General features: G+C 74.1%; 16 protein-coding genes. 5 read left to right on the top strand and 11 right to left on the bottom strand.

What is annotated here, in order from left to right; all coding sequences use genetic code 11:
- Positions 1-11: 11 nt before the first annotated feature.
- From ABTZ17_RS24595 to ABTZ17_RS24580, 4 genes are all read right to left on the bottom strand, one after another.
- Complete coding sequence (locus ABTZ17_RS24595; protein WP_352197866.1) at positions 12-1,184, bottom strand: serine hydrolase domain-containing protein; 1,173 nt, start codon at positions 1,182-1,184, stop codon at positions 12-14.
- 556 nt (positions 1,185-1,740) lie between these two features.
- Positions 1,741-2,112, bottom strand: a complete 372-nt coding sequence (locus ABTZ17_RS24590; protein WP_352197865.1) for a UBP-type zinc finger domain-containing protein — start codon at positions 2,110-2,112, stop codon at positions 1,741-1,743.
- Positions 2,109-3,689, bottom strand: a complete 1,581-nt coding sequence (locus tag ABTZ17_RS24585; RefSeq protein WP_352197864.1) for an ATP-binding protein — start codon at positions 3,687-3,689, stop codon at positions 2,109-2,111. The genes ABTZ17_RS24590 and ABTZ17_RS24585 overlap by 4 nt, the downstream gene beginning before the upstream one ends.
- Positions 3,686-5,365: an NAD(P)/FAD-dependent oxidoreductase gene (locus ABTZ17_RS24580; RefSeq protein ID WP_352197863.1), complete on the bottom strand. Its 1,680-nt coding sequence runs from the start codon at positions 5,363-5,365 to the stop codon at positions 3,686-3,688. Before ABTZ17_RS24580 ends, ABTZ17_RS24585 begins: the two co-directional genes overlap by 4 nt.
- Before the next feature lie 228 nt (positions 5,366-5,593).
- On the opposite strand from ABTZ17_RS24580, the gene ABTZ17_RS24575 reads away from it, so the two are divergent.
- Positions 5,594-6,307, top strand: coding sequence for a DUF6308 family protein (locus ABTZ17_RS24575; RefSeq protein ID WP_352197862.1), 714 nt, complete (start codon positions 5,594-5,596; stop codon positions 6,305-6,307).
- Between the two features lie 11 nt (positions 6,308-6,318).
- Here ABTZ17_RS24575 and ABTZ17_RS24570 read toward each other — a convergent pair whose 3' ends face one another.
- On the bottom strand, positions 6,319-8,454 hold the full coding sequence (locus tag ABTZ17_RS24570) for a heavy metal translocating P-type ATPase (RefSeq protein WP_502994827.1): 2,136 nt from the start codon (positions 8,452-8,454) through the stop codon (positions 6,319-6,321).
- A gap of 94 nt (positions 8,455-8,548) precedes the next feature.
- On the opposite strand from ABTZ17_RS24570, the gene ABTZ17_RS24565 reads away from it, so the two are divergent.
- Positions 8,549-8,935, top strand: a complete 387-nt coding sequence (locus tag ABTZ17_RS24565; RefSeq protein WP_352197861.1) for an ArsR/SmtB family transcription factor — start codon at positions 8,549-8,551, stop codon at positions 8,933-8,935.
- A 99-nt stretch (positions 8,936-9,034) separates the two neighbouring features.
- Here ABTZ17_RS24565 and ABTZ17_RS24560 read toward each other — a convergent pair whose 3' ends face one another.
- Both ABTZ17_RS24560 and ABTZ17_RS24555 read right to left on the bottom strand, forming a co-directional pair.
- Positions 9,035-9,937: a helix-turn-helix domain-containing protein gene (locus ABTZ17_RS24560; protein WP_352197860.1), complete on the bottom strand. Its 903-nt coding sequence runs from the start codon at positions 9,935-9,937 to the stop codon at positions 9,035-9,037.
- A 309-nt stretch (positions 9,938-10,246) separates the two neighbouring features.
- On the bottom strand, positions 10,247-10,708 hold the full coding sequence (locus ABTZ17_RS24555) for an ATP-binding protein (RefSeq protein ID WP_352197859.1): 462 nt from the start codon (positions 10,706-10,708) through the stop codon (positions 10,247-10,249).
- Between the two features lie 217 nt (positions 10,709-10,925).
- On the opposite strand from ABTZ17_RS24555, the gene ABTZ17_RS24550 reads away from it, so the two are divergent.
- Positions 10,926-13,286 (top strand): phosphoketolase family protein, encoded by a 2,361-nt coding sequence (locus tag ABTZ17_RS24550; RefSeq protein WP_352197858.1) that lies wholly within the window; start codon positions 10,926-10,928, stop codon positions 13,284-13,286.
- Positions 13,287-13,319: 33 nt separating this feature from the next.
- On the opposite strand, the gene ABTZ17_RS24545 is transcribed toward ABTZ17_RS24550, so the two are convergent.
- On the bottom strand, positions 13,320-14,186 hold the full coding sequence (locus ABTZ17_RS24545; RefSeq protein WP_352197857.1) for a MurR/RpiR family transcriptional regulator: 867 nt from the start codon (positions 14,184-14,186) through the stop codon (positions 13,320-13,322).
- Positions 14,187-14,570: 384 nt separating this feature from the next.
- Here ABTZ17_RS24545 and ABTZ17_RS24540 point away from each other — a divergent pair, with 384 nt between their 5' ends.
- Entirely contained in the window at positions 14,571-15,851 is a 1,281-nt protein-coding gene (locus ABTZ17_RS24540) for a glutathione-independent formaldehyde dehydrogenase (protein ID WP_352197856.1), read from the top strand.
- A 252-nt stretch (positions 15,852-16,103) separates the two neighbouring features.
- Here the strand turns inward: ABTZ17_RS24540 and ABTZ17_RS24535 are convergent, their stop codons facing one another.
- A complete protein-coding gene (locus ABTZ17_RS24535; protein WP_352197855.1) occupies positions 16,104-16,430 on the bottom strand; it encodes a hypothetical protein in 327 nt (108 codons plus the stop codon).
- 109 nt (positions 16,431-16,539) lie between these two features.
- Here ABTZ17_RS24535 and ABTZ17_RS24530 point away from each other — a divergent pair, with 109 nt between their 5' ends.
- Positions 16,540-16,836: a DUF3253 domain-containing protein gene (locus ABTZ17_RS24530; protein WP_352197854.1), complete on the top strand. Its 297-nt coding sequence runs from the start codon at positions 16,540-16,542 to the stop codon at positions 16,834-16,836.
- A 58-nt stretch (positions 16,837-16,894) separates the two neighbouring features.
- On the opposite strand, the gene ABTZ17_RS24525 is transcribed toward ABTZ17_RS24530, so the two are convergent.
- On the bottom strand, positions 16,895-19,171 hold the full coding sequence (locus tag ABTZ17_RS24525) for a SpoIIE family protein phosphatase (protein ID WP_352197853.1): 2,277 nt from the start codon (positions 19,169-19,171) through the stop codon (positions 16,895-16,897).
- On the bottom strand, positions 19,168-19,569 hold the full coding sequence (locus ABTZ17_RS24520; RefSeq protein WP_352197852.1) for an STAS domain-containing protein: 402 nt from the start codon (positions 19,567-19,569) through the stop codon (positions 19,168-19,170). The genes ABTZ17_RS24525 and ABTZ17_RS24520 overlap by 4 nt, the downstream gene beginning before the upstream one ends.
- Between the last annotated feature and the right edge of the window lie 273 nt (positions 19,570-19,842).

The raw sequence follows: 19,842 nt of genomic DNA, 5'->3' as shown, positions 1-19,842 counted from the left end.
GCCCACGCCGCTCAGGAGCGGCCGCACAGGGCGTGGTCGACCAGGTCGCGCAGGGCCTGCTCCTGGCGGGCCGTGGCCTCCGGGTCCGCGGAGCGGCTGTGGGCGGAGACCGTGACCGTGCGCCGGCCGTCCTCGGTCGTCGCGGCCCGGACCACGTACCCGAAACCGCTGCCGCCGTGCCCCAGGTAACTCCCGCCGCAGGACAGGGGGGTGGTGAACAGCCCGAGCCCGTCCCGGGTGCCCTTCGGGTACTCGCCCTCGGAGGGCACCGGCACACCGGCCCGCATCTCCGCCAGCTGCGCGGGCTCCAGCAGCTCCCCGCCCGCCAGCGCGGCGAAGAAGCGGTTGAGCTCGCGGGCCGTGCCCGTCATCGAACCGTCCGCGCCGCTGTCGAAGGGCCGGTACGGCACCGTGGTGTCGAACAGCGGACCGCCTTCGGTGAACTGCTGCCGGTTCCTGGCGTGCGGGCCGGGGAGGGCGGAGCGGGTGCCCGGCGCGTCGGTGTGCCGCAGCCCCAGCGGGCGCAGGATCCGCTCGCGCACCTGCTGCTCCCAGGTGCGGCCCGTGACCCTTTCGATGACCATCGCGGCGAGCACGTAGTTCGTGTTGGAGTACGCCCAGCCCTTCCCGGGCGGGAAGACGGGCTCGTGGCGCACGGCCAGGGCGACCAGCTCCGCGGGCCGGTAGGAACGCCACCGCTGGGCGAAGTAGGTCGGGGCGCCGGGGTCGGGGAACACGTCGTACACGTAGTCCGGCAGGCCGCTGGTGTGGCGCAGGAGGTCCCGCAGGGTGATGGCGCGGCCGTCGTTCCCGGCCCCGTGGACGACCCCCGGCAGGACCTCCTCCACGGTCGCGTCGAGGGAGAGCTTCCCTTCGCCGACCAGCTGGAGGAGGACGGTCGCGACGAACGTCTTGGTGGTGCTGCCCAGCCGCAGGTAGCCGTCCACGGGCACGGGGCCGCCGGTGGTGGGGTCCCCGACGCCCGCGCGGGCGGTGAGCGCCCCGCGCGGGCCGTCCACGCGGACCGCCACCCCGGTGACGCCCGCGTCCCGCAGCGCTTCGGCGTCCCGTTGCAGGGTCCGCGCCGCCGCCGGGGGACGGGGGGCGGTCGCGGCGACCGAGGGCAGCAGGGCGACGGTCAGGGCGAGGGCGGCGGTGGAGATCCGGTAGCGGAGAGCAGTCATGACGTGAGGTTAGGTACGGGCCCGCCGCCCGGGCCATGGCACGCGCCCCCGTCCCCCCAGGGGGTGGACCGCAGCAGACCCCTACCGGTTTCCGCTACCGGATCTCCACCGCCGGTGTGCGGTGCCGGTGCCCCTCCTCGCCGGTTCGCGTGGCGCGTCAGGTCCCCTCGGTGGCGCCTTCGGCCCTCTGCGGGCCGCCGTCGTTCGCCTAGCGTGGTGTTCGTCCTCGTGAGGGTGACGTTCGGGGGACTCCCGATCACACCCGGCCCGCCTCCGCGCGGGCCCGGTGCCGGGAGCGGCACAAACCTGACGAGGACGCCGAGCGCGGCCCCGGCCCCCTGCGGGCCGTGGGCCGCGCTCGTGAACCCGGGCCCGAAAACCGGGTTCCGCCGCCGCCCCGGGCCGGCCGCCGGGCGGCCCGGGGCGAAGGCGTTCCCGCTCGCGCGGAGCGTTCCGCCGACCCCCGGCCGTCGTTCCCCCGCACGTCCGTCCCGCCTGTGCTGTCCGCCCCTCGTGCTGCCCCGCGCTCCCCGAGCCCTCCCCGGGGATCGTCGTCTCAGGTGTGCAGGCGGCTGGTCCAGTCCGCCGGGAGGCGTTCGGCGGGGCCGGGGGCCGTCTGCTTCTCGGGGCGGGCCGAGGGCGGGGCCAGCGCGGGCCCGGTGGCCTCGACGGTGCCGGTCTCGTAGTTCCAGTACCAGTCCTCCCCGGGCTCGAAGCTCTGGATCAGGGGGTGCCCGGTGGACTTCCAGTGGGCGGTGGCGTGCTGGGCCGGGGAGGTGTCGCAGCAGCCGATGTGGCCGCACTGCGCGCACCGGCGCAGGTGCATCCACCAGCCGCCGACCGCCTCGCAGTCGGCGCAGCCGGTGCCGCTGGGCGGGACGCTCGGGTCGATGCCGTGGTTCGGGGCGGTGCCGTCGGTGCCGGTCATGCGGGTCCCTCCTGGGGCGCGGGTTCGGTGCCGTCGGGGCGGCCGGGGTCGTCCGGACCGCCGGGGGTGGGGTCCGGCTCGGGGGCGGTCAGGGGCAGCAGCACCCGGAAGCGGGTGTCGCCGGGGACGGACTCGACCTCCAGGCTGCCGTGGTGCTTGTTGACCACGATCCGCCAGGAGATGTCCAGGCCGAGCCCGGTGCCCGCGCCGACGGGTTTCGTCGTGAAGAACGGGTCGAAGATCCGGCCGCGGACCTCCGCCGGGATCCCGGGGCCGGTGTCCCGGAACTCCACGAGCAGTCGGTCCCCCTCGCGGGCCGTGCGGATGGTCAGCGTGCCCTCGCCCCCGCCCGAGCCGGCACCGGAGCCAGAGCCCACATCGAAGCCCCCGCCCCCGCCGGAGCCGTCTCCCGCCCCACCGCCGGTGATCGCGTACACGGCGTTGTCGATGATGTTCGTCCACACCTGGTTGAGCTCCGCCGGGTAGGCGGGGACTTCGGGCAGGCTCCGGTCGTACTCCTTCACCACCCGCACCCGCGAGCCGGTCTTCCCGGAGAGCATCAGCAGGGTGCTGTCGAGGAGTTCGTGGACGTCCACCACCCGGTGCGGGGCCCGGTCGAGCTGCGCGTACTGCTTGGCCGCGTCCACCAGATGGGAGATGCGGGTGGTGGAGTCGTCGATCTCGTCCATCAGCAGCTCGGTCTCGACCGTGTAGTTGAGCCAGCCGATCGCCCCGGGCAGGACCTCCTCGCCGACGGCCGCCGCGACCTGCTCCAGCCAGTCGACGTCCAGGCCCGCCTGCACGAAGACCGGGGCGACCCGCCAGCCCTCGACGATCCCGTGGTCGTCGAGCCAGTCGGAGAGCTCGTCCTCCCGGTCCGAGGCCTCCAGCGGGCTCAGCACCGGGGCCTTCGCGACGCGTTCGACGGTCCGCTCCTGGACCTCGATCAGGTCGGCGATGGTCTCCCGGGAGTAGGCGCCCTGCGCGATGTGCGCCAGCTTGTGCCGCATCTTGCCGACGCGTTCGCGGAGGGTGGCGGTGGCGCGGACGGCGGCCGCGGCCGGATTGTTCAGCTCGTGGGTGAGCCCGGCCGACAACGAGCCCAGGGCCAGCAGCCGTTCCCGTTGCCCGATGGCCCGTTGGGTGCTCTGCGCACCGAAGAACAGCCCCTCCAGCAGGTGCGCGGCCATCGGGAACCACTCCCGCATGATGTCCGCGAAGGACTGCGCGGGCAGGACGAAGAAGCGGGTCTGCTCCGTCACCCGCATCGAGTTGTTGTACGTCTGCGGGACGCGGTCGCCCAGGTACGCCTGCATGGCGCCCGCGTACACCCCGCGCTGGGAGGTGCGGCTGACCTCGACGTCGTCCCCGCCGACCCGGCGGTACATCACCACCGTTCCCTCGATCATCACGAAGAAGCAGGTGGCGGGCTGGCCCTCGGTGTACACGGGGCCGGGCTCGAAGCGTTCCACCCGGCCCTCGGCGCACAGCCGCGCCAGCTGCTCGGGCGAGAACGCCTCGAAGAGGAACAGGGTGCCGATCTCCCGCGGGTCGCAGGGCAGGACGGTTCCGCTCATGACTGCTCCAGGTACCGGTGGACGAGCATCACGGCCATGGCCCCCTCGCCGACGGCGGACGCGACCCGCTTGGCGGACTCGGCGCGGGCGTCACCCGCCACGAACACCCCGGGCACGCTGGTCTCCAGGTGGTAGGGCGGCCGGTCGAGGGCCCACTCGGCGGGTGGCCTGCCGTCGGCGGTGAGGTCGGGCCCGGCCAGGATGAAACCGCGGGCGTCGCGCAGCACCGTGTCGTCCAGCCAGTCGGTCAGCGGCGCCGCCCCGATGAAGACGAACATCCACTGGGCGTCGACGAGTTCGGTGCCGCCCGTCTCCAGGTCCCGCAACGTCAGCTGCTCCAGGTGCCCCGTGCCGTGCGCGGACTCCACGGCCGTGCGGCAGCGGACGGTGATGTTCGGGACGTCCCGGATCTGCTGGATCAGGTAGTACGACATGGAGGTGGTCAGGGACTCGCCGCGCACCAGCAGGGTCACCGACTTGGCGGTGCGCGCCAGGTACACGGCCGCCTGACCGGCCGAGTTGGCGCCGCCGACGACGTACACGTCCTGCCCCTGGCAGGAGGCGGCCTCGGTGAGGGAGGAGCCGTAGTACACGCCGGCGCCGGTCAGGTCCGCGCAGCCGGGGGCGGGCAACTGCCGGTAGGAGACGCCGGTGGCGAGGATGACGCTGTGCGCGGCGACCGCCGAGCCGTCGGAGAAGCGGACCACGCGGGCGGCGCCGTTCACCTCCAGGCCGGTGACCTCGCGGGCGGTCAGGATCTCCGCGCCGAACCGGCCGGCCTGCCGGCGGGCCCGGTCGGTGAGCTGGGCGCCGGAGACCCCGTCCGGGAAGCCGAGGTAGTTCTCGATGCGGGAGCTCTGGCCGGCCTGCCCGCCGGTCGCGGACCGCTCCACGAGTACCGTGCGCAGGCCCTCGGAGGCCCCGTACACGGCCGCGCCCAGCCCGGCCGGGCCGCCGCCGATGACGACCAGGTCGTAGAAGTCCGCGGCGGGGGTGGTGGCCAGGCCCACGCGGACGGCCAGCTCGGCCGGTTCCGGGTCGGTGAGGGGGGTGCCCTCGGGGGTGACGACCAGCGGCAGCCGCAGGTCGTCGGCGCCGGCGGCCTCCAGCAGGCGGCGGCCCTCGGGCTCGTCGGAGGAGTACCAGCGGTAGGGGACCTGGTTGCGGGCGAGGAACTCGCGGACCTGGGAGGAGCGCGCCGACCAGCGGTGTCCGACCACCTTGGTGGCCGGCACCGGACGGTAGTCGCTGGACCGCCACGCGGTGAGCAGGTCGTCCACGACCGGGTACAGCTTCTCCTCGGGCGGGTCCCAGGGCTTGAGGAGGTAGTGGTCGAGGTCGACCACGTTGATCGCGTCGATGGCGGCGTTGGTGTCGGCGTACGCGGTCAGCAGAACCCGCCGGGCCCCGGGGAAGACCCCGAGCGCCTGTTCGAGGAATTCGATGCCGTTCATCTGCGGCATTCGGTAGTCGGCGAGGATCACGGCGACCAGGTCCCCGCGGAGCTTCAGCTCGCGCAGCGCGTCGAGTGCGGATTCGCCGGACTCGGCGCGCACGATCCGGTACCCGGCGCCGTAGCGACGTCGCAGGTCGCGGGCGATGGACCGGGAGACGCCCGGATCGTCGTCCACGGTCAGGATCACGGTCCGCGCGGCGCCGTCGGCGGCCTGGCTCATACGTCTCCACCCCGGGTCGTCTGGGCGGGGGCACGGCTGGTCGCCCGCGCCGGTTCCCGACCATCGTATGTTCGATCGGCCGGAACCGCCCGGAACCGCCCGGAACCGGCGAGAGCGCCCGCGAACGCCGGGGAACCGCCCCGGGGCGGGGCGGTTCCCCTTCGCGCCTCCTACGGGGATCTCCGGAACCCCGGGCGTCGGGGAACGCCCTCGGATACCGTGCGCCGGATGACCCCGTCCGAGCCCGATCCCGTACGGGCGCTCGCCGCACGCGTCCGCTCCTTCACCACGGCCGACCGCGCCGTCCGCGACCTGAGGGCGTACTTCGGGACCGGAGGATCCTCCGACGGGGCGCCCGGTACCGGTGGGCCGTGCTACTCCGGCGGCCGGTTCGAGCGCTTGGGCGGAGGCGGAGACCGCGAGGAGATCGCCGACCGGTTCACGGCCGAGGACCTGATCGCCGTGCAGACCCTGTCGGTCAAGGTGCCGGCGAAGGTCGCGCTCGGCCTCCTGGAGGGCGACCTCGGCGGCGAGCTGTCGAAGCTGCTCGCCCTGATCCCCTCCGACCTCGACATGGTCGACGCCGCCGCCTCCGATCTGGCCGTCGGCTCCGCGGCCGACCGCGCCTGGCGCCGGCTGTGCGGGGAGCACGGCGTCGCATGGGTGATCGCCGGAAAGCTCCTGGCCCGCAAGCGCCCCCGTCTGATCCCCGTCTACGACCGGGTGGTGCGCTGCGCCCTCGGCAGGCCACATGCCTTCTGGCCGACCCTGCACGGCGCTCTGCGCGCGGACGGCGGTGCCCTCCACCGCCACCTGCTGGAGCTCCGGAGAGAGGCGGGCGTGCCCGAGGGCGTCAGCGCGCTGCGGGTCTGCGACGTGGCGGTGTGGATGGCGCACCGGCCGCCCGGGAAGCCCCGGACGGCCTACCACACCTGCCCCTGAAGCCCCCGTCCTCACCCGCTCCCGGTCGTGACCCCGGCCGTGACACGGGTCCCGGGGGCGGGGTCCTCGGTGGGGCGGGGCCAGGCGGTCTCGCGGAGGAGGCGGAGGCCGTTGAGGCCGACGATCACCGTGGAGCCCTCGTGTCCGGCCACACCCAGCGGCAGCGGCAGCGTGCCGATCAGGTCCCAGGCGGCGAGGACCGCGATGAACGCGCCCGCGATGGTCAGGTTCTGCACCACCAGGCGCCGCGCGGTGCGGGACAGCGCGACGACGGCGGGGACGGCGGCGAGTTCGTCGCGGACGACCACGGCGTCGGCGGTCTCCAGGGCGAGGTCGGAGCCGGCCCCGCCCATCGCGATCCCGGAGTGCGCCGCCGCCAGCGCGGGCGCGTCGTTGACGCCGTCGCCCACGACCAACACCCGCCGACCCGCCGCCTCCCACTCCCTGACCGCGGCCACCTTGTCCTCGGGCAGCAGTCCGGCGCGGACCTCGGTGATGCCGACCTCGGCGGCCAGTCGCGCGGCGGCGCGCGCGTTGTCGCCGGTCAGCAGCACCGGGGTGCGACCGGTCAGGCGGGTGAGGGCGGCGACGGTGGCCGCCGCGTCCGGCCGCAGCCGGTCCGCGATGCCGAGCACCCCCACCGGCACGCCGTCGCGTTCCACGAGCACCGCGGTCCGCCCGGCCTCCTCCAACTCGTCCACCACGGCCCGGTACGCCGGCTCCCGCTCACTGGCCTCCCCGTGCTCACCTGCCTCCTCCCGCCCCCTCGGTTCCTCCCGCTCACTCGTCTCCTCCCGTTCCCGAGGGTCGGGACCGTCGGCCGGCGGGTGAGGGCGGGTGTGGGGGCGGGGGGCGCCCACGGTGACGGTCCGGCCGGCGACCGTCGCGGTGACGCCCCTGCCCGGCGCGGAGGCGAAGTCCGCGGCCTCGGCGAGCGGGAGGCCCCGGTCCCGGGCGGCGGCGACGACCGCCCGCGCGAGCGGATGCTCGCTGGGGTGCTCGGCGGCGGCCGCCAGCGCCAGCAGCGAGGCTTCCCCCAACCCGCTGCCCGGCAGCGGGCGCAGCTCCGTGACGTGCGGGGTCCCCTCGGTGAGGGTGCCGGTCTTGTCCAGGGCGACGAGGTCCACCTGTCCGAGGCGTTCCATGACGACGGCGGACTTCACGAGCATCCCGTGCCGTCCGGCGTTGGCGATGGCCGACAGCAGCGGCGGCATCGTGGACAGCACGACGGCGCACGGCGAGGCCACGATCATGAACGTCATCGCCCGCAGCAGCGCCGAGGAGAGGGTGTCGCCGAAGGCGAGCGGGACCGCGAACACGGCGAGCGTCGCGAGGACCATGCCGATCGAGTAGCGCTGCTCGATCTTCTCGATGAAGAGCTGCGTCGGGGCCTTCGTTCCCGAAGCCTCCTCGACCATCCGCACGATCCGGGAGATCACCGAGTCCGAGGGGTCGCGCTCCACCCGCACCCGCAGGGCGCCGGTGCCGTTGACGGTGCCGGCGTACACGCCGTTCCCCGCTCCCTTCGTGACCGGGAGCGGTTCACCGGTGATGGTGGCCTCGTCCACCTCGCTCGCCCCGTCGAGCACCCGCCCGTCCGCGCCGATCCGCTCACCGGGCCGGACCAGGACGGTGTCCCCGACGGCCAGGGACGCGGTGTCGACCGTCTCCTCCGTACCGTCCGGCAGCAGCCGGGTCGCGGTGGCCGGGGCGAGGTCGAGGAGACCGCGCACCGAGTCGGCGGTACGCGCCGTGGCCAGCGCCTCCAGGGCGCCCGAGGTGGCGAAGATGACGATCAGCAGCGCCCCGTCGAGGACCTGTCCGATCGCGGCGGCCCCCAGGGCGGCCACGACCATCAGCAGGTCCACGTCCAGGGTCCGGTCCCGGAGTGCCTTGAGGCCCTCCAGGCCGGGCTCCCAGCCGCCGGTGACGTAGGTCGCGGTGAGCAACGGCCCCCACAGCCAGGCCGGTCCGTCGAGCAGGTGCACCGGCAGGGCCAGGAGGAAGCACAGGAGCGCGGCGAGGGCCCAGCGGGTCTCGGGGAGGGACAGCGACCGGGTCCGGCGCCGGGGTGGTGCGGCGCGGCCGGCGGCGGGGGAGGGCGCGGACCGCTGGTCCAGGCCGGACGGCACAGGGGCTGGGGGCATCACGGATCGACCCTTCACGGGCTCGGCGGCACTACCCTTCCACCGTACAGGAACATATGAACAGCTCTTCAGGTGTCGTCGTTATGATGGCGCCATGGGCCACGGACGCGACCTCACCATCAGCAGCGCCACCACCCGCGAGCGCCTCGACACGGTCGGCCCCGCCGACGTCGCCGCCACCCTCCAGGCCCTCGCCACGCCCTCCCGGCTCTACATCCTGGCCCGCCTCCAGGAAGGCCCCTGCGCCGTCGGGGAACTCGCCGAAGCCGTCGGCATGGAAGCCTCCGCCTGCTCGCACCAGCTCCGGCTCCTGCGCAACCTCGGCCTGGTCACCGGCGAACGACACGGCCGCTCGATCGTCTACTCCCTCTACGACGACCACGTCGCCCAACTCCTGGACCAGGCCCTCTACCACGTGGAACACCTGCGCCTGGGCCTCCACGACACCCCGCACCCGACCCCCACCACGGCCACAGGCTGAGGGGACGTCCTCGCCCGTCTCAGGCGGTGGGCCCCGTCCCGAGGACCGCGAGGCCCCGGTGCCAACGGGTCGGACCCCGGTGCAGGGTGTCGGACGGGATCACGCAGAACCGCTCCCGGTACAGGGCGGAGAAGCGGCCCGCGTTGGAGAACCCCACTTCGCGGCGATCTCCGCGACCGTGCGGTCCCCCGGCCGGGCCCGCACCAGCTCCCCGTGGGAACGGTCGAGTCGGGCGTTCCGCAGGTACACGTGCGGGGTCGTTCCGGTGTGGCGGGCGAAGGCGTACCGCACCGCCCGGGGGGTCACGTCCGCGGCGGCCGCGATCTCCGCGAGGCCCACGTCGAGGGTCGCGTGCGCCTCGATGAAGTCGATGGCCTTGCGCAGCGTCCCCTGATGGGTGCTGGTCGGCGCTCCGGTGGGGCGCGGGCCGCGGCCGTCCGCGAAACAGTCCAGCAGCAGGGCCGCGAGGTGTTCGGCGGCGCTGCGGGCGGTCCGTCCCTGCTCCAGGGCGTCGTAGTCGGCCAGTTGCCCGAGGTAGCCGACGGCCGAGTACAGGCGGGCCTCGGCCTCCGGGGATCGCGGCCGCACGCCGGTGAGGGGGCTGGGACCGTCCTCGTCGATCCCCGCCATCCGGTTCACGAGCGCGGGGGCGAGCAGGACGGCCGTCTGCGCGCAGTGCGCGAGGGAGCCCGACACGGCTCCACCGGGCGGGGCCGGCAGGGTCACGCTGCCGGGTCCGTGCGGTGCGGTGTCCGGGCCCCGTCCGGTGGTGTACGTGCCCTCGTGGACGGCCAAGAGGCCGAGCAGCGGCATGCCCGCGAAGTCGAAGTCCAGCTCGCAGTCGAAGCGCAGCCGGTCCACCGCCGGCATCGGGCTCACACAACGGGTGACCTCGGTGGGCGCGGTGGCCCCCCGACTCGTGACCCTGGTGCCCGCGTACTCGGCCGACAGGAACTCCTCGACGGCCTGCGGGCACTTCGTCTTGGAGGCCACCTTCTTCATGGGCGGATCTCCGTGGGTACGACGGCGACGGGTGGACATGTTCTCCCGTGTCGGCCGCGGCGTCCGGCAGCCCGTACCGAGGCCCGCGCGGAGGGGCGCGGGAAGCGGACAGGATGCGAATGTCGCGGGGCCGTCCCGGCCGGGGGACCGCGTCCGATCGGGTGACCCGGGACACCCGGCGCCGGACAGAACGCGAAAGTCCCCCGAACGCGCCAGCGCCGCTCGTGCCGCCCCTGCCGCCACGCGACCGGACGGCGGCCCGCTCGCCGTCCGTGCGCGGCCCGGACGGGGTCGGGGCGGGCCCCACGCTCACACGGGCCCTCCGAGCCCGGCCGGGCCCAGGCGGCGGGGGGAGGGCAGCGACAGGGTCGCCCAGACGGTCTTGCCGCCGGGAACCGCGCGCACGCCCCAACGGTCGGCGAGCCGCTCGACGATCCGCAGGCCGTGTCCGTTCGCCCGCGCCGGATCGAGGGGCCGTCGCCGCGGCGGTACGGGGGAGGGGTCGGTGACGGCGACCGTGAGCCTGCCGCGGCCGGAGCCGCCCTCGTGGTCGAAGTCGAGACGGGTGGGCCCCGGGGTGTGCCGGCAGGCGTTGGCCAGCAACTCGCACACCACCAGCAGCACGTCGTCCCGCCACGGCTCCGTCACCGCCCCGTCGCCCGCGACCAGCGCCGTGAGCACACCCCGCGCGTACGACATGCCCGGCTCCAGCCCCGCGCGGTCCGCGGCGGCCCTCAGGGAGAAGGTCCAGTGAACGGACCTGACGTCCACGTCCGCTGCTCCTTCCCGAAGGCGAGACGGCACGACGGCGACCCTCGGACCCCTCGGTTGCGCGGGATCCGCCCCAGGCGTCTTGCCGCATGCGCCACGCGAGTAACCTCCCGCCCCGAAACCAGGCCCCGCCCCCCACGGCGGTGCCCGGTTGGGGACCCGGGGCCGGGGCAGGCGCTGTCGTGGAAAGCGCCGTCGAACCCCTCCCGGAGCTGCCGTGACCTCCCTCCCCCCGCCGCGGGAAGCCCCCGACGCGTACGTCCGCGCCGCTGACTACGTGGCGGCCGCCCTGATCTTCCTCCAGGACAACCTCCTGCTCACCCGCCCCCTGCGGCCGGAGCACGTCAAACCGCGGCTCCTGGGACACTGGGGCTCCTGTCCCGGCCTCACCCGCGTCCACGCCGCCCTCAACACCCTGATCCGCGAGCGCGGCGCCGACGTGCTCCTGGTCACCGGGCCGGGCCACGGCGCCCCCGCCACCCACGCCTGCCTGTGGCTGGAGGGCGTCCACGAGGAGCACGACCCCGCCCTCGCCCGGACCACCGACGGCCTCCGGGAGCTGGCACGCCGCTACTGCGCCCCGGACGGCTTCCCCAGCCACCTGTCGCCCGCGGTCCCCGGCACCCTCCACGAGGGGGGCGAGCTGGGCTACGCGCTGGCCACCGCCTTCGGCGCCGCCCTGGACGCCCCCGACCGCCTCGTCGCCTGCGTCGTCGGCGACGGCGAGGCCGAGACCGGACCGACCGCGACGGCCTGGCACTCCACCAAGTTCCTCGACCCGGAGACCTCTGGAGCGGTCCTCCCGATCCTCCACCTCAACGGCTACAAGATCTCCTCGCCCACCCTCTTCGCGACGATGACCGACGGGGAGATCACCTCGCTCTTCCGCGGATACGGCTGGGACCCCCGCATCGTGGACGTCACCGCCGATCCGCCGGGGGACCCCCTCGGCGCCGCCGTCCTCGACGCCCACGAAACCCTCCGCCGGATCCAGCGGCGGGCCCGCGGCGGCGAGCCGCCCGAACGGCCCGCCTGGCCCATGATCGTGCTGCGCAGCGCGAAGGGACAGGGCGCGCCCGCCGAACTCGCGGGCACCCCCCTCGCCGGCACCTTCCACTCCCACCAGGTGCCCCTGCCCGAAGCCCGGGAGGACCCCGAACAGCTCGCGGCCCTGGAGTCCTGGCTACGCTCCTACCGCCCCCAGGAGCTGTTCGACGGGCGGGGCCGCCCCCGGGCCGCGGTGCTCGACGCCGTACCCGGCCGCCAGGGCCGGCTGGGCGCCCAGCCGGCCGCGAACGGCGGCCGGCTCCGCCGCCCCCTGCCCCTCCCGCCCCTCGACGCGCACGCCGTGGCACTGCCCGCGGGACCCGGGTCCGCCACGGCCGGCCCCACCCCGGTGCTCGGCGGCTGGCTCACCGAGCTCATGCGGGCCACGACCGAACGCCGTGACTTCCGCATCGTCTCCCCCGACGAACTGGCCTCCAACAAGCTCGACGCGGTCCTCGCCGCCACCGGCCGGGCCTACGCCTGGCCGGTGCGGGAGTACGCCGAGGACCTCGCCCGCGACGGCCGGGTCATGGAGGTGTTGTCCGAACACGACTGCCAGGGCTGGCTCCAGGGCTACCTGCTCACCGGCCGCCACGGCCTCTTCCCCACCTACGAGGCCTTCGCCTCGATCGTCGACAGCATGGCCGCCCAGCACGCCAAGTGGCTGAAGATGTCACGCGAGGTGCCGTGGCGGGCCCCCGTCAGCAGCCTCACCTACCTCCTCACCAGCGAAGGATGGCGGCAGGAGCACAACGGCTACAGCCATCAGGGGCCCGGCTTCATCAGCAACCTCCTCGACCGCAAGAACACCGTCACCGGCGTCTACCTGCCGCCCGACGCCAACACCCTGCTCGTCACGATGGAACGGCTCCTCGACGAAACCGGCAAGATCAACGCAGTCGTGGCGGGCAAACACGAGGCCGCCCAATGGCTCGACCTCGACGCCGCCCGCGCGCACTGCCGCGCGGGGGCCTCCACCTGGGAATGGGCCGGCACCTCCGAAGGCGCCCCGCCCGAAGCCGTCCTGGCCTGCGCCGGAGGCATCCCCACCGTCGAATCCCTCGCCGCCGCCGACCTGCTCCGCCGCGACCTCCCCGAGGCCCGCATCCGCTTCGTCAACATCGTCGACCTGTGCGCGCTCGCCCCGCCCGACCGCCACCCCCACGGCATGTCCGACGAACGGTTCCGTGCGCTCTTCGGCGAGGACGCCCCGGTCGTCCTCGACTTCCACGGCTACCCCTCCGCCGTCCACCAACTCCTCCACGGCCGCCCCCGCCCCGACCGCTTCCACGTCCGCGGCTACATCGAAGAGGGCACGACCACCACCCCCTATGACCTCCTCGCCCTCAACGGCACCACCCGCCACGACCTCGCCCGCACCCTGCTGAGCCACCTCGGCCCGCACTCCGGCCGCTCCCGGGAACTCGCCGACCGCTACGCCCATCACCGCGACGCCCTCCGCCGCGAACTCCGCCACACCGGCACGGACCCCGCCGAGATCACGGAGTGGACCTGGCGGTGGTCGTCATGAGCGCCGGAGGGCGCCTCCGTCGTCCCGTCCGGCTCAGATCAGCCCGATTCGTCGTGCGGTGTCCTCGTTGTGACTCAGCTGCTGGTGGCCTTCCGGACCGAGTCCCTCGATGACTCCGGCGATGACGGCCTCGATGACGGCCATGGTCGGCACCAGACTGTCGTAGGGGGCCATGGTCCCCACGTGGGCGGGCATGACCACGTCCGCGTGGGTGGCGGCGGGGGACAGCCAAGGGTCGGTGAACACCACCGTCTTCCCGCCGGTTTCCCGGACGAGCTGTGCGATGGCCGTCTTGTCCTCTTCGTAGCGGCGGAAGTCGAACAGCACCACGACGTCACGCCGTGACAGCCGGGCCAGGGCCGCGGTGCGCTCCACGGGCCGGTCCGGTAGGAAGCGGACCTCCTCGCGCAGCTGCATCAGGTGCAGACCGAGGTACTGCGCCAACAGGTGGGTGAAGCGCCCGCCGGCGAGGGTGACGCGGCGTTTGCGGTCCGCGAGCAGTTCCACGGCGCGTTCGAAGTCGTGCGGAGGGATCTCCGCCAGTGTCCGCGACAGCGCCGGAGCGAACACGGTGCCGGCGCGTTCGAGGATTCCGGCGCCGTCGTGCCGGCTGTCCCCCCGGCCCAGGCCGGCGGCTTCGTAGAGAGAGACCGGGGAGGCGCTGCGGGCGTCCAGCTCCGCGCGGACCGCGGCTTGGAGATCGGGGAAACCGCGGTAGCCCATGCGGGCCGCGAAGCGCAGGACCGTGGGTGTGGAGACGGCGGCGCGGTCGGCGATGACGGCGACGGTCTCGAAGACCGGTGAGGGGTATCCGGCCAACAGCACGCGGGCGACCTTGCGTTCGGCGGGGCTGAAGTCGCCCAGCGTGGCGCGGATGCTGTCGGCGAGCGTGCCGCTCATGATCGGGTGGTTCCTTCCGGTGGGTTCGTGCCGCGTCAGCCGAGCTTAGTGGCCCTGCGGAACGTCAGTGTGGTGCGATGTCGATCCGCAGGCCGCGGAGCGTCCGGGGGCGTCGTCATCGTTCCGGACGCCGAAGCCGGGGCCCTCGCCGAAGGTGACGATGGCAGCACCCTGGAGCGGTCCGTGAACGACCGCACCGGCGGCCGTCCGCGGGGTCACGCTTCCGCCAGGGGTGACGTGCCTCGTCAGGGGTAGGCGGCACGGAAGAGAAGCCAGACTCCGCGGAGGCGGACGTCACCCCGTGGTCGATCCGCCTCCGCGCCGCCGCCCAACAAGGCGGCGCCCCGCCGTGGAACACGGTGCGGCCCGCCAGTAGGGAACATCATGAAAGCGGCAGTGTACGAAGGACCTCGGACGGTGACGGTCAAGGACGTCCCGGACGCGAAGATCGAGCACCCGGCCGACATCCTGGTGAAGATCACCACCACGAACATATGCGGCTCAGACCTCCACATGTACGAGGGACGGACCTCCTTCGAGACGGGTCGGACCCTGGGCCACGAGAACCTCGGTCAGGTCGTCGAGGTGGGCGACGCCGTCAGCAAGGTCAAGGTCGGCGACTGGGTCGTCATGCCGTTCAACATCGCCTGCGGGTTCTGCAAGCAGTGCGAGAAGGGCCTGACCAACTACTGCCTCACGATGCAGCCCGAGCCCGCTCTGGCCGGGGCCGCATACGGATTCGCCGAGATGGGCCCGTACCAGGGCGGTCAGGCAGAACTGCTGCGCGTGCCGTACGGCGACTTCAACGCGCTGCGCCTGGGCGAGGACGCCGCCGAACGGCAGCTCGACTACGTGATGCTGGCCGACATCTTCCCGACGGGTTACCACGCCACCGAAATGGCCGGGGTCGCGCCGGGAGACCAGACCATCGTCTACGGAGCCGGGCCGGTCGGCCTCATGGCCGCCTACTCGGCGATCCTCAAGGGCGCCGGTCGCGTCTGGGTCGCCGATCACCAGCCGGACCGGCTCCGGCTGGCCGAGGAGATCGGTGCCATCGCGATCGACACCTCGGAGGAGGATCCCGCCGAGGTCGTCAAGGACGCCACTCTCGGACTGGGGGCGGACAACGGGTGTGAGTGCGTCGGTTACCAGGCCCACGACCCCCAGGGCAACGAGGACGCCGCGTTGACCATCAACGGGCTCATCGACACGGTCCGGTTCACCGGTGGCATCGGGGTGGTCGGCGTGTTCCTGCCCGAAGACCCCGGTGGTGCCGAGGCGCAGGGCGAGCTCGAAGCCCAGGGCAAGGTCCCGCTCGATTTCGGGATGCTGTGGTTCAAGGGCCAACGGATCGGCACCGGTCAGGCCCCGGTGAAGCGGTACAACCGGGCCCTGCGTGACCTGATCGCGGGCGGAAGGGCGGCCCCGAGCTTCCTCGTCTCCCATGAACTCGGCCTCGCCGAAGCGCCCGCCGCCTACGAGCACTTCGACCGTCGGGACGATGGCTGGACCAAGGTCGTCATGCACCCCGACACCGGCAACGGCGCCACTGCGGGTTCCTCGCACCGCACCACGGCGGAACTCCGCCGCGAAGCCCGGGAGAAGGGCTTGGAGGGCCGTTCCCACATGAACAAGCGGCAACTGGAAGAGGCCCTGGGGCGTTGACCCACGGCGCCCACCGCGACGGCTCGGGCGGACCGCGTCTCATCGGTCCGCCCGAGCCGGGCCCTCACCGCCCGGGAACTGAATCATGAGCTCCCGCGCAGTTCAGGTGGAACGGCCACCGGCCCGGCGCCTCGGCACGCCAGTCGGCGGCATCCGGATGGCCGAGGTGAAGGGACGGGAAGCGGACCCCGTCGATCGGGAAGCGCCGAGTACCGGGGCTGCCCTTCGCTCCCCGGCGGCGGCGCGGAGTGCTCAGCGTGATCGGGGTGCGAGCAGGACGGTGATCCCTGCGTCGGCGAGGAGCCGGCCCGCCTGTCCGCGGGCGCCGACGACGATCATGCGCCGGGGCGGGCGCAGCCGGACGCCGGCCCGTCGCAGGGCGCACGCGGTGACCAGATCGAGTCCCCGCACCTCCCGGACGTCGACCCGCACGACCGCGGGGGGATCGCGTAGGAGCCGTTCCAGCACTTCCTCCAGCCGGCGCACGACCCCCGCGTCCAGGCGTCCGGACAGGACGGCCTCGGTGGTGTCCCCGTCCGTGGTCACGCGCAGGGACGGACGCGCCATCGGTTCGCTCACGGGTTCCACGCCGCTCCCTTCGCTCTCCTCGCCCCCTCCTCCGTCTGCCCCCACCGACGCGGTCGAAGCGGGCCGCGACGGATGGGGAGCGCGGTGCCAGACTGGGAAGGTGGTGGAGAGCGAGCGGGATCGGGACCGACGCCTGGAACGGACCATCCTGGAACTGCTGGAACGCCGCCGTCCGGGCGCGACGATCTGCCCCTCGGACGCCGCTCGCGCGGCTTATCGCGAGGGGGGCGGACCCGCTGACGACGGCTGGCGGGCCCTCATGGAGCCCGTCCGGAGGGCCGCCGCCCGCCTCGTCGCGAACGGGGCGGTCGAGATCACCCAGGGCGGCGGCCCCGTGGACCCCGCCACCGCCCGCGGGCCCGTCCGCATCCGCCTCACCGGGCCGGCCGCTCGCTGACCGCGGTCCTGCCGTCGGGCCCGGAGGCGGCCCGCTCCCCGTGCGCCCGGTCCCCCGATCAGGAGGCGGGGGCCGGCGGCACGTCGAGAGCGGTCAGGACGAGCACGGCCTGGTCGTCGTCCGGGTGCCGGCCACCCGTATGATCGTCCACGGCCCGGACGACGGTGTCGATGACCTCGCGGGCGGTGAGCGTGCCCGCGGTGGCACGGGCGGCACCGGCGAGGGCCGCGGTCAGACGGTCCTCCTCGAACTGCTCGCCGTCCGCCCCCCGCGCTTCGGTGATGCCGTCGGTGTACAGGACCAGCGACTCGCCCGGAGCCAGGTGCAGGCGGCGGCCGGAGACGGCGGGGTCGGTGGTGATGCCGAGGAGCAGGCCGGGGCTGGTCACGGGACGCACGGTGCCCCGGGCGTCGACGTGCAGCGGCGGGGTGTGTCCGGCGCGGACGAGTTCGACGTCCAACCCGCCGGGGGTGCGGGTGAGTTGCCCGTAGACGAGGGTGACGAATCCGGTGCCGTGGCTCTCCGGGCGGTTGGTCAGGGCCCGGTTGACGGCGGTGACCACCTCTTCGGGACCGGGCAGCAGGTGGGCCACGGCACGGGCGGTGTGGCGCACCAGGGCGGTGGTGGTGGCCGCGTGGGCGCCGCGCCCGCACACGTCACCGAGGAGGAAGGCCCAGCGGCCGTGCTCCAGGGGGAACACGTCGTAGAAGTCCCCGCCGATGTCGAGTCCTTCCCCGGCCGGGTGGTAGTGGGTGGCGACGTCCGCACCCGGGACCTTGGGGAGGTCGGGCAGCAGCAGCCCGGCCTGCAGGTCCCGGGCGAGTGCGTGACGGTGCGTGTACTGGAGGGCGTTCCGCGCGGCGGAGGCGGCCCGGCGGGCGAGCTCCTCGGCGAGCGCGACCGTGTGCCCGTCGAAGGCGTGCCCCTCGGTGGACAGCAGGGTGAGCGTGCCGAAGGCGCGGTCGAGGTCGAGGAGCGGGATGCACAGGTAGCCGGTGATGCCCAACTCCTGCCAGGGACCGGGCCCCGTGGGGGCCCGGCGGGCGATCTCGCTGGTGCCACCGGCCAGCACGCGGGCCACGACCGGGTCGGCCCCGTGCCGGGAGGCGTGCGAGGCGAGCAGATCGCGCGCCTCGCTGGTGGGGGCGGCGGTGGCGATCCGCCGCACCCGCCCGTTCTCCACGATGTCGACCGCGCACAGCGGGCCGAGCTTCGGGGTGCAGGAGTCGGCCAGGCGCTGCAGCGCCTCGGCCGCGTCCCGTCCGGCGGTCAGGGCGGTGCTGGCGGCGAGGAGGAAGGCCAGGTCGTCGCGGGCCGCCTTCTCCCGGGCTTCGGCCGCCTCGCGGGCCTGATCGGCGTGGTGGCGCTCGATGGCCAGGGCGGCGGTGTCGGCGAAGAGTTGGGCGAGGGCGAGGTCGGCCTCCTGTGGGGCGCCCGGGGTGCGGTGGTACATCGCGAACGTGCCCAGCAGGGAGCCGTCCCGCGCCATGATCGGCGTGGACCAGCAGGCGGCCAGCCGAGCCTTGTCGGCCAGCTCCCGGAAGTCGTCCCAGAACGGGTCGGTGGCGATGTCCGTGACGATCACCCGCTGCCGGCGGTGGGCGGCGGTCCCGCAGGAACCGACGCCCTCTCCGGTGGCGATCCCGTCGATCGCGGCGTTGTAGAAGTCGGGCAGGCTCGGTGCCGCGCCGTGGCGCAGCCGGCCGCCCTCCGGGTCGGCCAGCAGCACCGACACCAGCACCTCTTCGGGGGCCAGCTCCTCGATGGCCCGGGCCATCCCCTCCAGCACCTCGTCCAGCGGGGCCTGTCGGGCGATCTGCTCCAGCAGGGCCCGGTGCTCCGCCGTCAGCCGACGGGTCTGCCGGACCTGGGTGGTCTCCACCCCGATCACCCGCACGCCCATGGTGTTGCCCCCGGAGTCCAGGCGGGGCTCGTAGGTGAAGTCGAAGAAGGCCTCCCGGGCGTGCTCGCCCTCCCCCAGGACGACGCGGGCGTCGCGGCCCGTGAGGGGTCTGCCGGTGCGGTACACCCGGTCCAGGGTCCGCAGGAAGCCCTGCTCGACCAGCTCGGGCATCAACTGACCCAGCGGTACCCCGGTGCGTCGGCGCTCGGGCCCGCCGGCCGCCGCGAAGAACGCCTCGTTGGCGGACTGCAGCATGTGCGCCGGACCGGCGAGCGAGGCGAACACGGCCGTCGACTGCCCGAACAGCACCCGCAGATCGTGGTCGTCACCCGTCGCGTCCGTCGGGTCCGTCGGGTCCGTGGCGTCCGGGACCCCCGGGGCCGCCGCCTCGGCGGCGGCCCCGGGGGTCCGCCCCTCCGGAATGCGCGTCATCCGCTGTGCTCCCCTGCCGTCTCAGCGGGGCCACCGCGGCCCGTGCTCGTGTCGTGCGGCCGCGCGCCGTCCACGGTCAGCGCCCGCTCCACGTCTTCGTACACGGTGAAGACCCGGTCCAGACCCGTCACCGCGCACAGCCGGGCCAACGGATCCGGTACCGCCGCCAGCCGGAGGGGGCGCTCCTCCTCCGCGAGGGACCGGAAGAGCGTCAACAGCTCGGCGACCCCCGACGAGTCGCAGAACAGCAGCTCTCGGCAGCCGACGACCACCGGACCCGAGCCCCTGCCCATCGCCACCACCCGTTCGCGGGCCTCGCGCAGCTGTATCACGCTGTCGAAGTCCAGGGCTCCGCGGAGCTCCAGGACCGTCCCCCGCGCCTCCTGTGTGACCTGCACCGAGAACACCCTCGACTTCCCTCCGTGCTCATTGTGTCGCCCCCTCATCGTAGGGACCGCCGGGACGGGGCGGGCGGGGTTCCCCGTCGGCGGGGAGATCCGGGGGGCTCCTGTGGTGGCGCGACGGAGCGGAGCCGGGGGCGTCGGGCGGGCACTCGCTCGCACGGACGGGTGGACGCACGCGTGGGGGACCGTGCGTCCGGGCCGCCGCACGCAGACGGTCCTGGGGCGTCCTGCTCCACGCTGAGCACGGCCAGCGAGCCGAACATCAAC

The sequence above is a fragment of the Streptomyces sp. NPDC097619 genome (assembly GCF_040302735.1).
In the GTDB taxonomy this organism is placed as follows: Bacteria; Actinomycetota; Actinomycetes; order Streptomycetales; family Streptomycetaceae; genus Streptomyces.
This window is presented reverse-complemented; position numbering and strand designations above follow the sequence as displayed.

What these genes read in the sequence shown, in the direction of transcription:
- ABTZ17_RS24595 (WP_352197866.1), bottom strand. Translation starts at nt 1,184, where the DNA reads ATGACTGCTCTCCGCTACCGGATCTCCACCGCCGCCCTCGCCCTGACC.
- ABTZ17_RS24590 (WP_352197865.1), bottom strand. Translation starts at nt 2,112, where the DNA reads ATGACCGGCACCGACGGCACCGCCCCGAACCACGGCATCGACCCGAGC.
- ABTZ17_RS24585 (WP_352197864.1), bottom strand. Translation starts at nt 3,689, where the DNA reads ATGAGCGGAACCGTCCTGCCCTGCGACCCGCGGGAGATCGGCACCCTG.
- ABTZ17_RS24580 (WP_352197863.1), bottom strand. Translation starts at nt 5,365, where the DNA reads ATGAGCCAGGCCGCCGACGGCGCCGCGCGGACCGTGATCCTGACCGTG.
- ABTZ17_RS24575 (WP_352197862.1), top strand. Translation starts at nt 5,594, where the DNA reads ATGACCCCGTCCGAGCCCGATCCCGTACGGGCGCTCGCCGCACGCGTC.
- ABTZ17_RS24570 (WP_502994827.1), bottom strand. Translation starts at nt 8,454, where the DNA reads ATGCCCCCAGCCCCTGTGCCGTCCGGCCTGGACCAGCGGTCCGCGCCC.
- ABTZ17_RS24565 (WP_352197861.1), top strand. Translation starts at nt 8,549, where the DNA reads ATGGGCCACGGACGCGACCTCACCATCAGCAGCGCCACCACCCGCGAG.
- ABTZ17_RS24560 (WP_352197860.1), bottom strand. Translation starts at nt 9,937, where the DNA reads ATGAAGAAGGTGGCCTCCAAGACGAAGTGCCCGCAGGCCGTCGAGGAG.
- ABTZ17_RS24545 (WP_352197857.1), bottom strand. Translation starts at nt 14,186, where the DNA reads ATGAGCGGCACGCTCGCCGACAGCATCCGCGCCACGCTGGGCGACTTC.
- ABTZ17_RS24540 (WP_352197856.1), top strand. Translation starts at nt 14,571, where the DNA reads ATGAAAGCGGCAGTGTACGAAGGACCTCGGACGGTGACGGTCAAGGAC.
- ABTZ17_RS24525 (WP_352197853.1), bottom strand. Translation starts at nt 19,171, where the DNA reads ATGACGCGCATTCCGGAGGGGCGGACCCCCGGGGCCGCCGCCGAGGCG.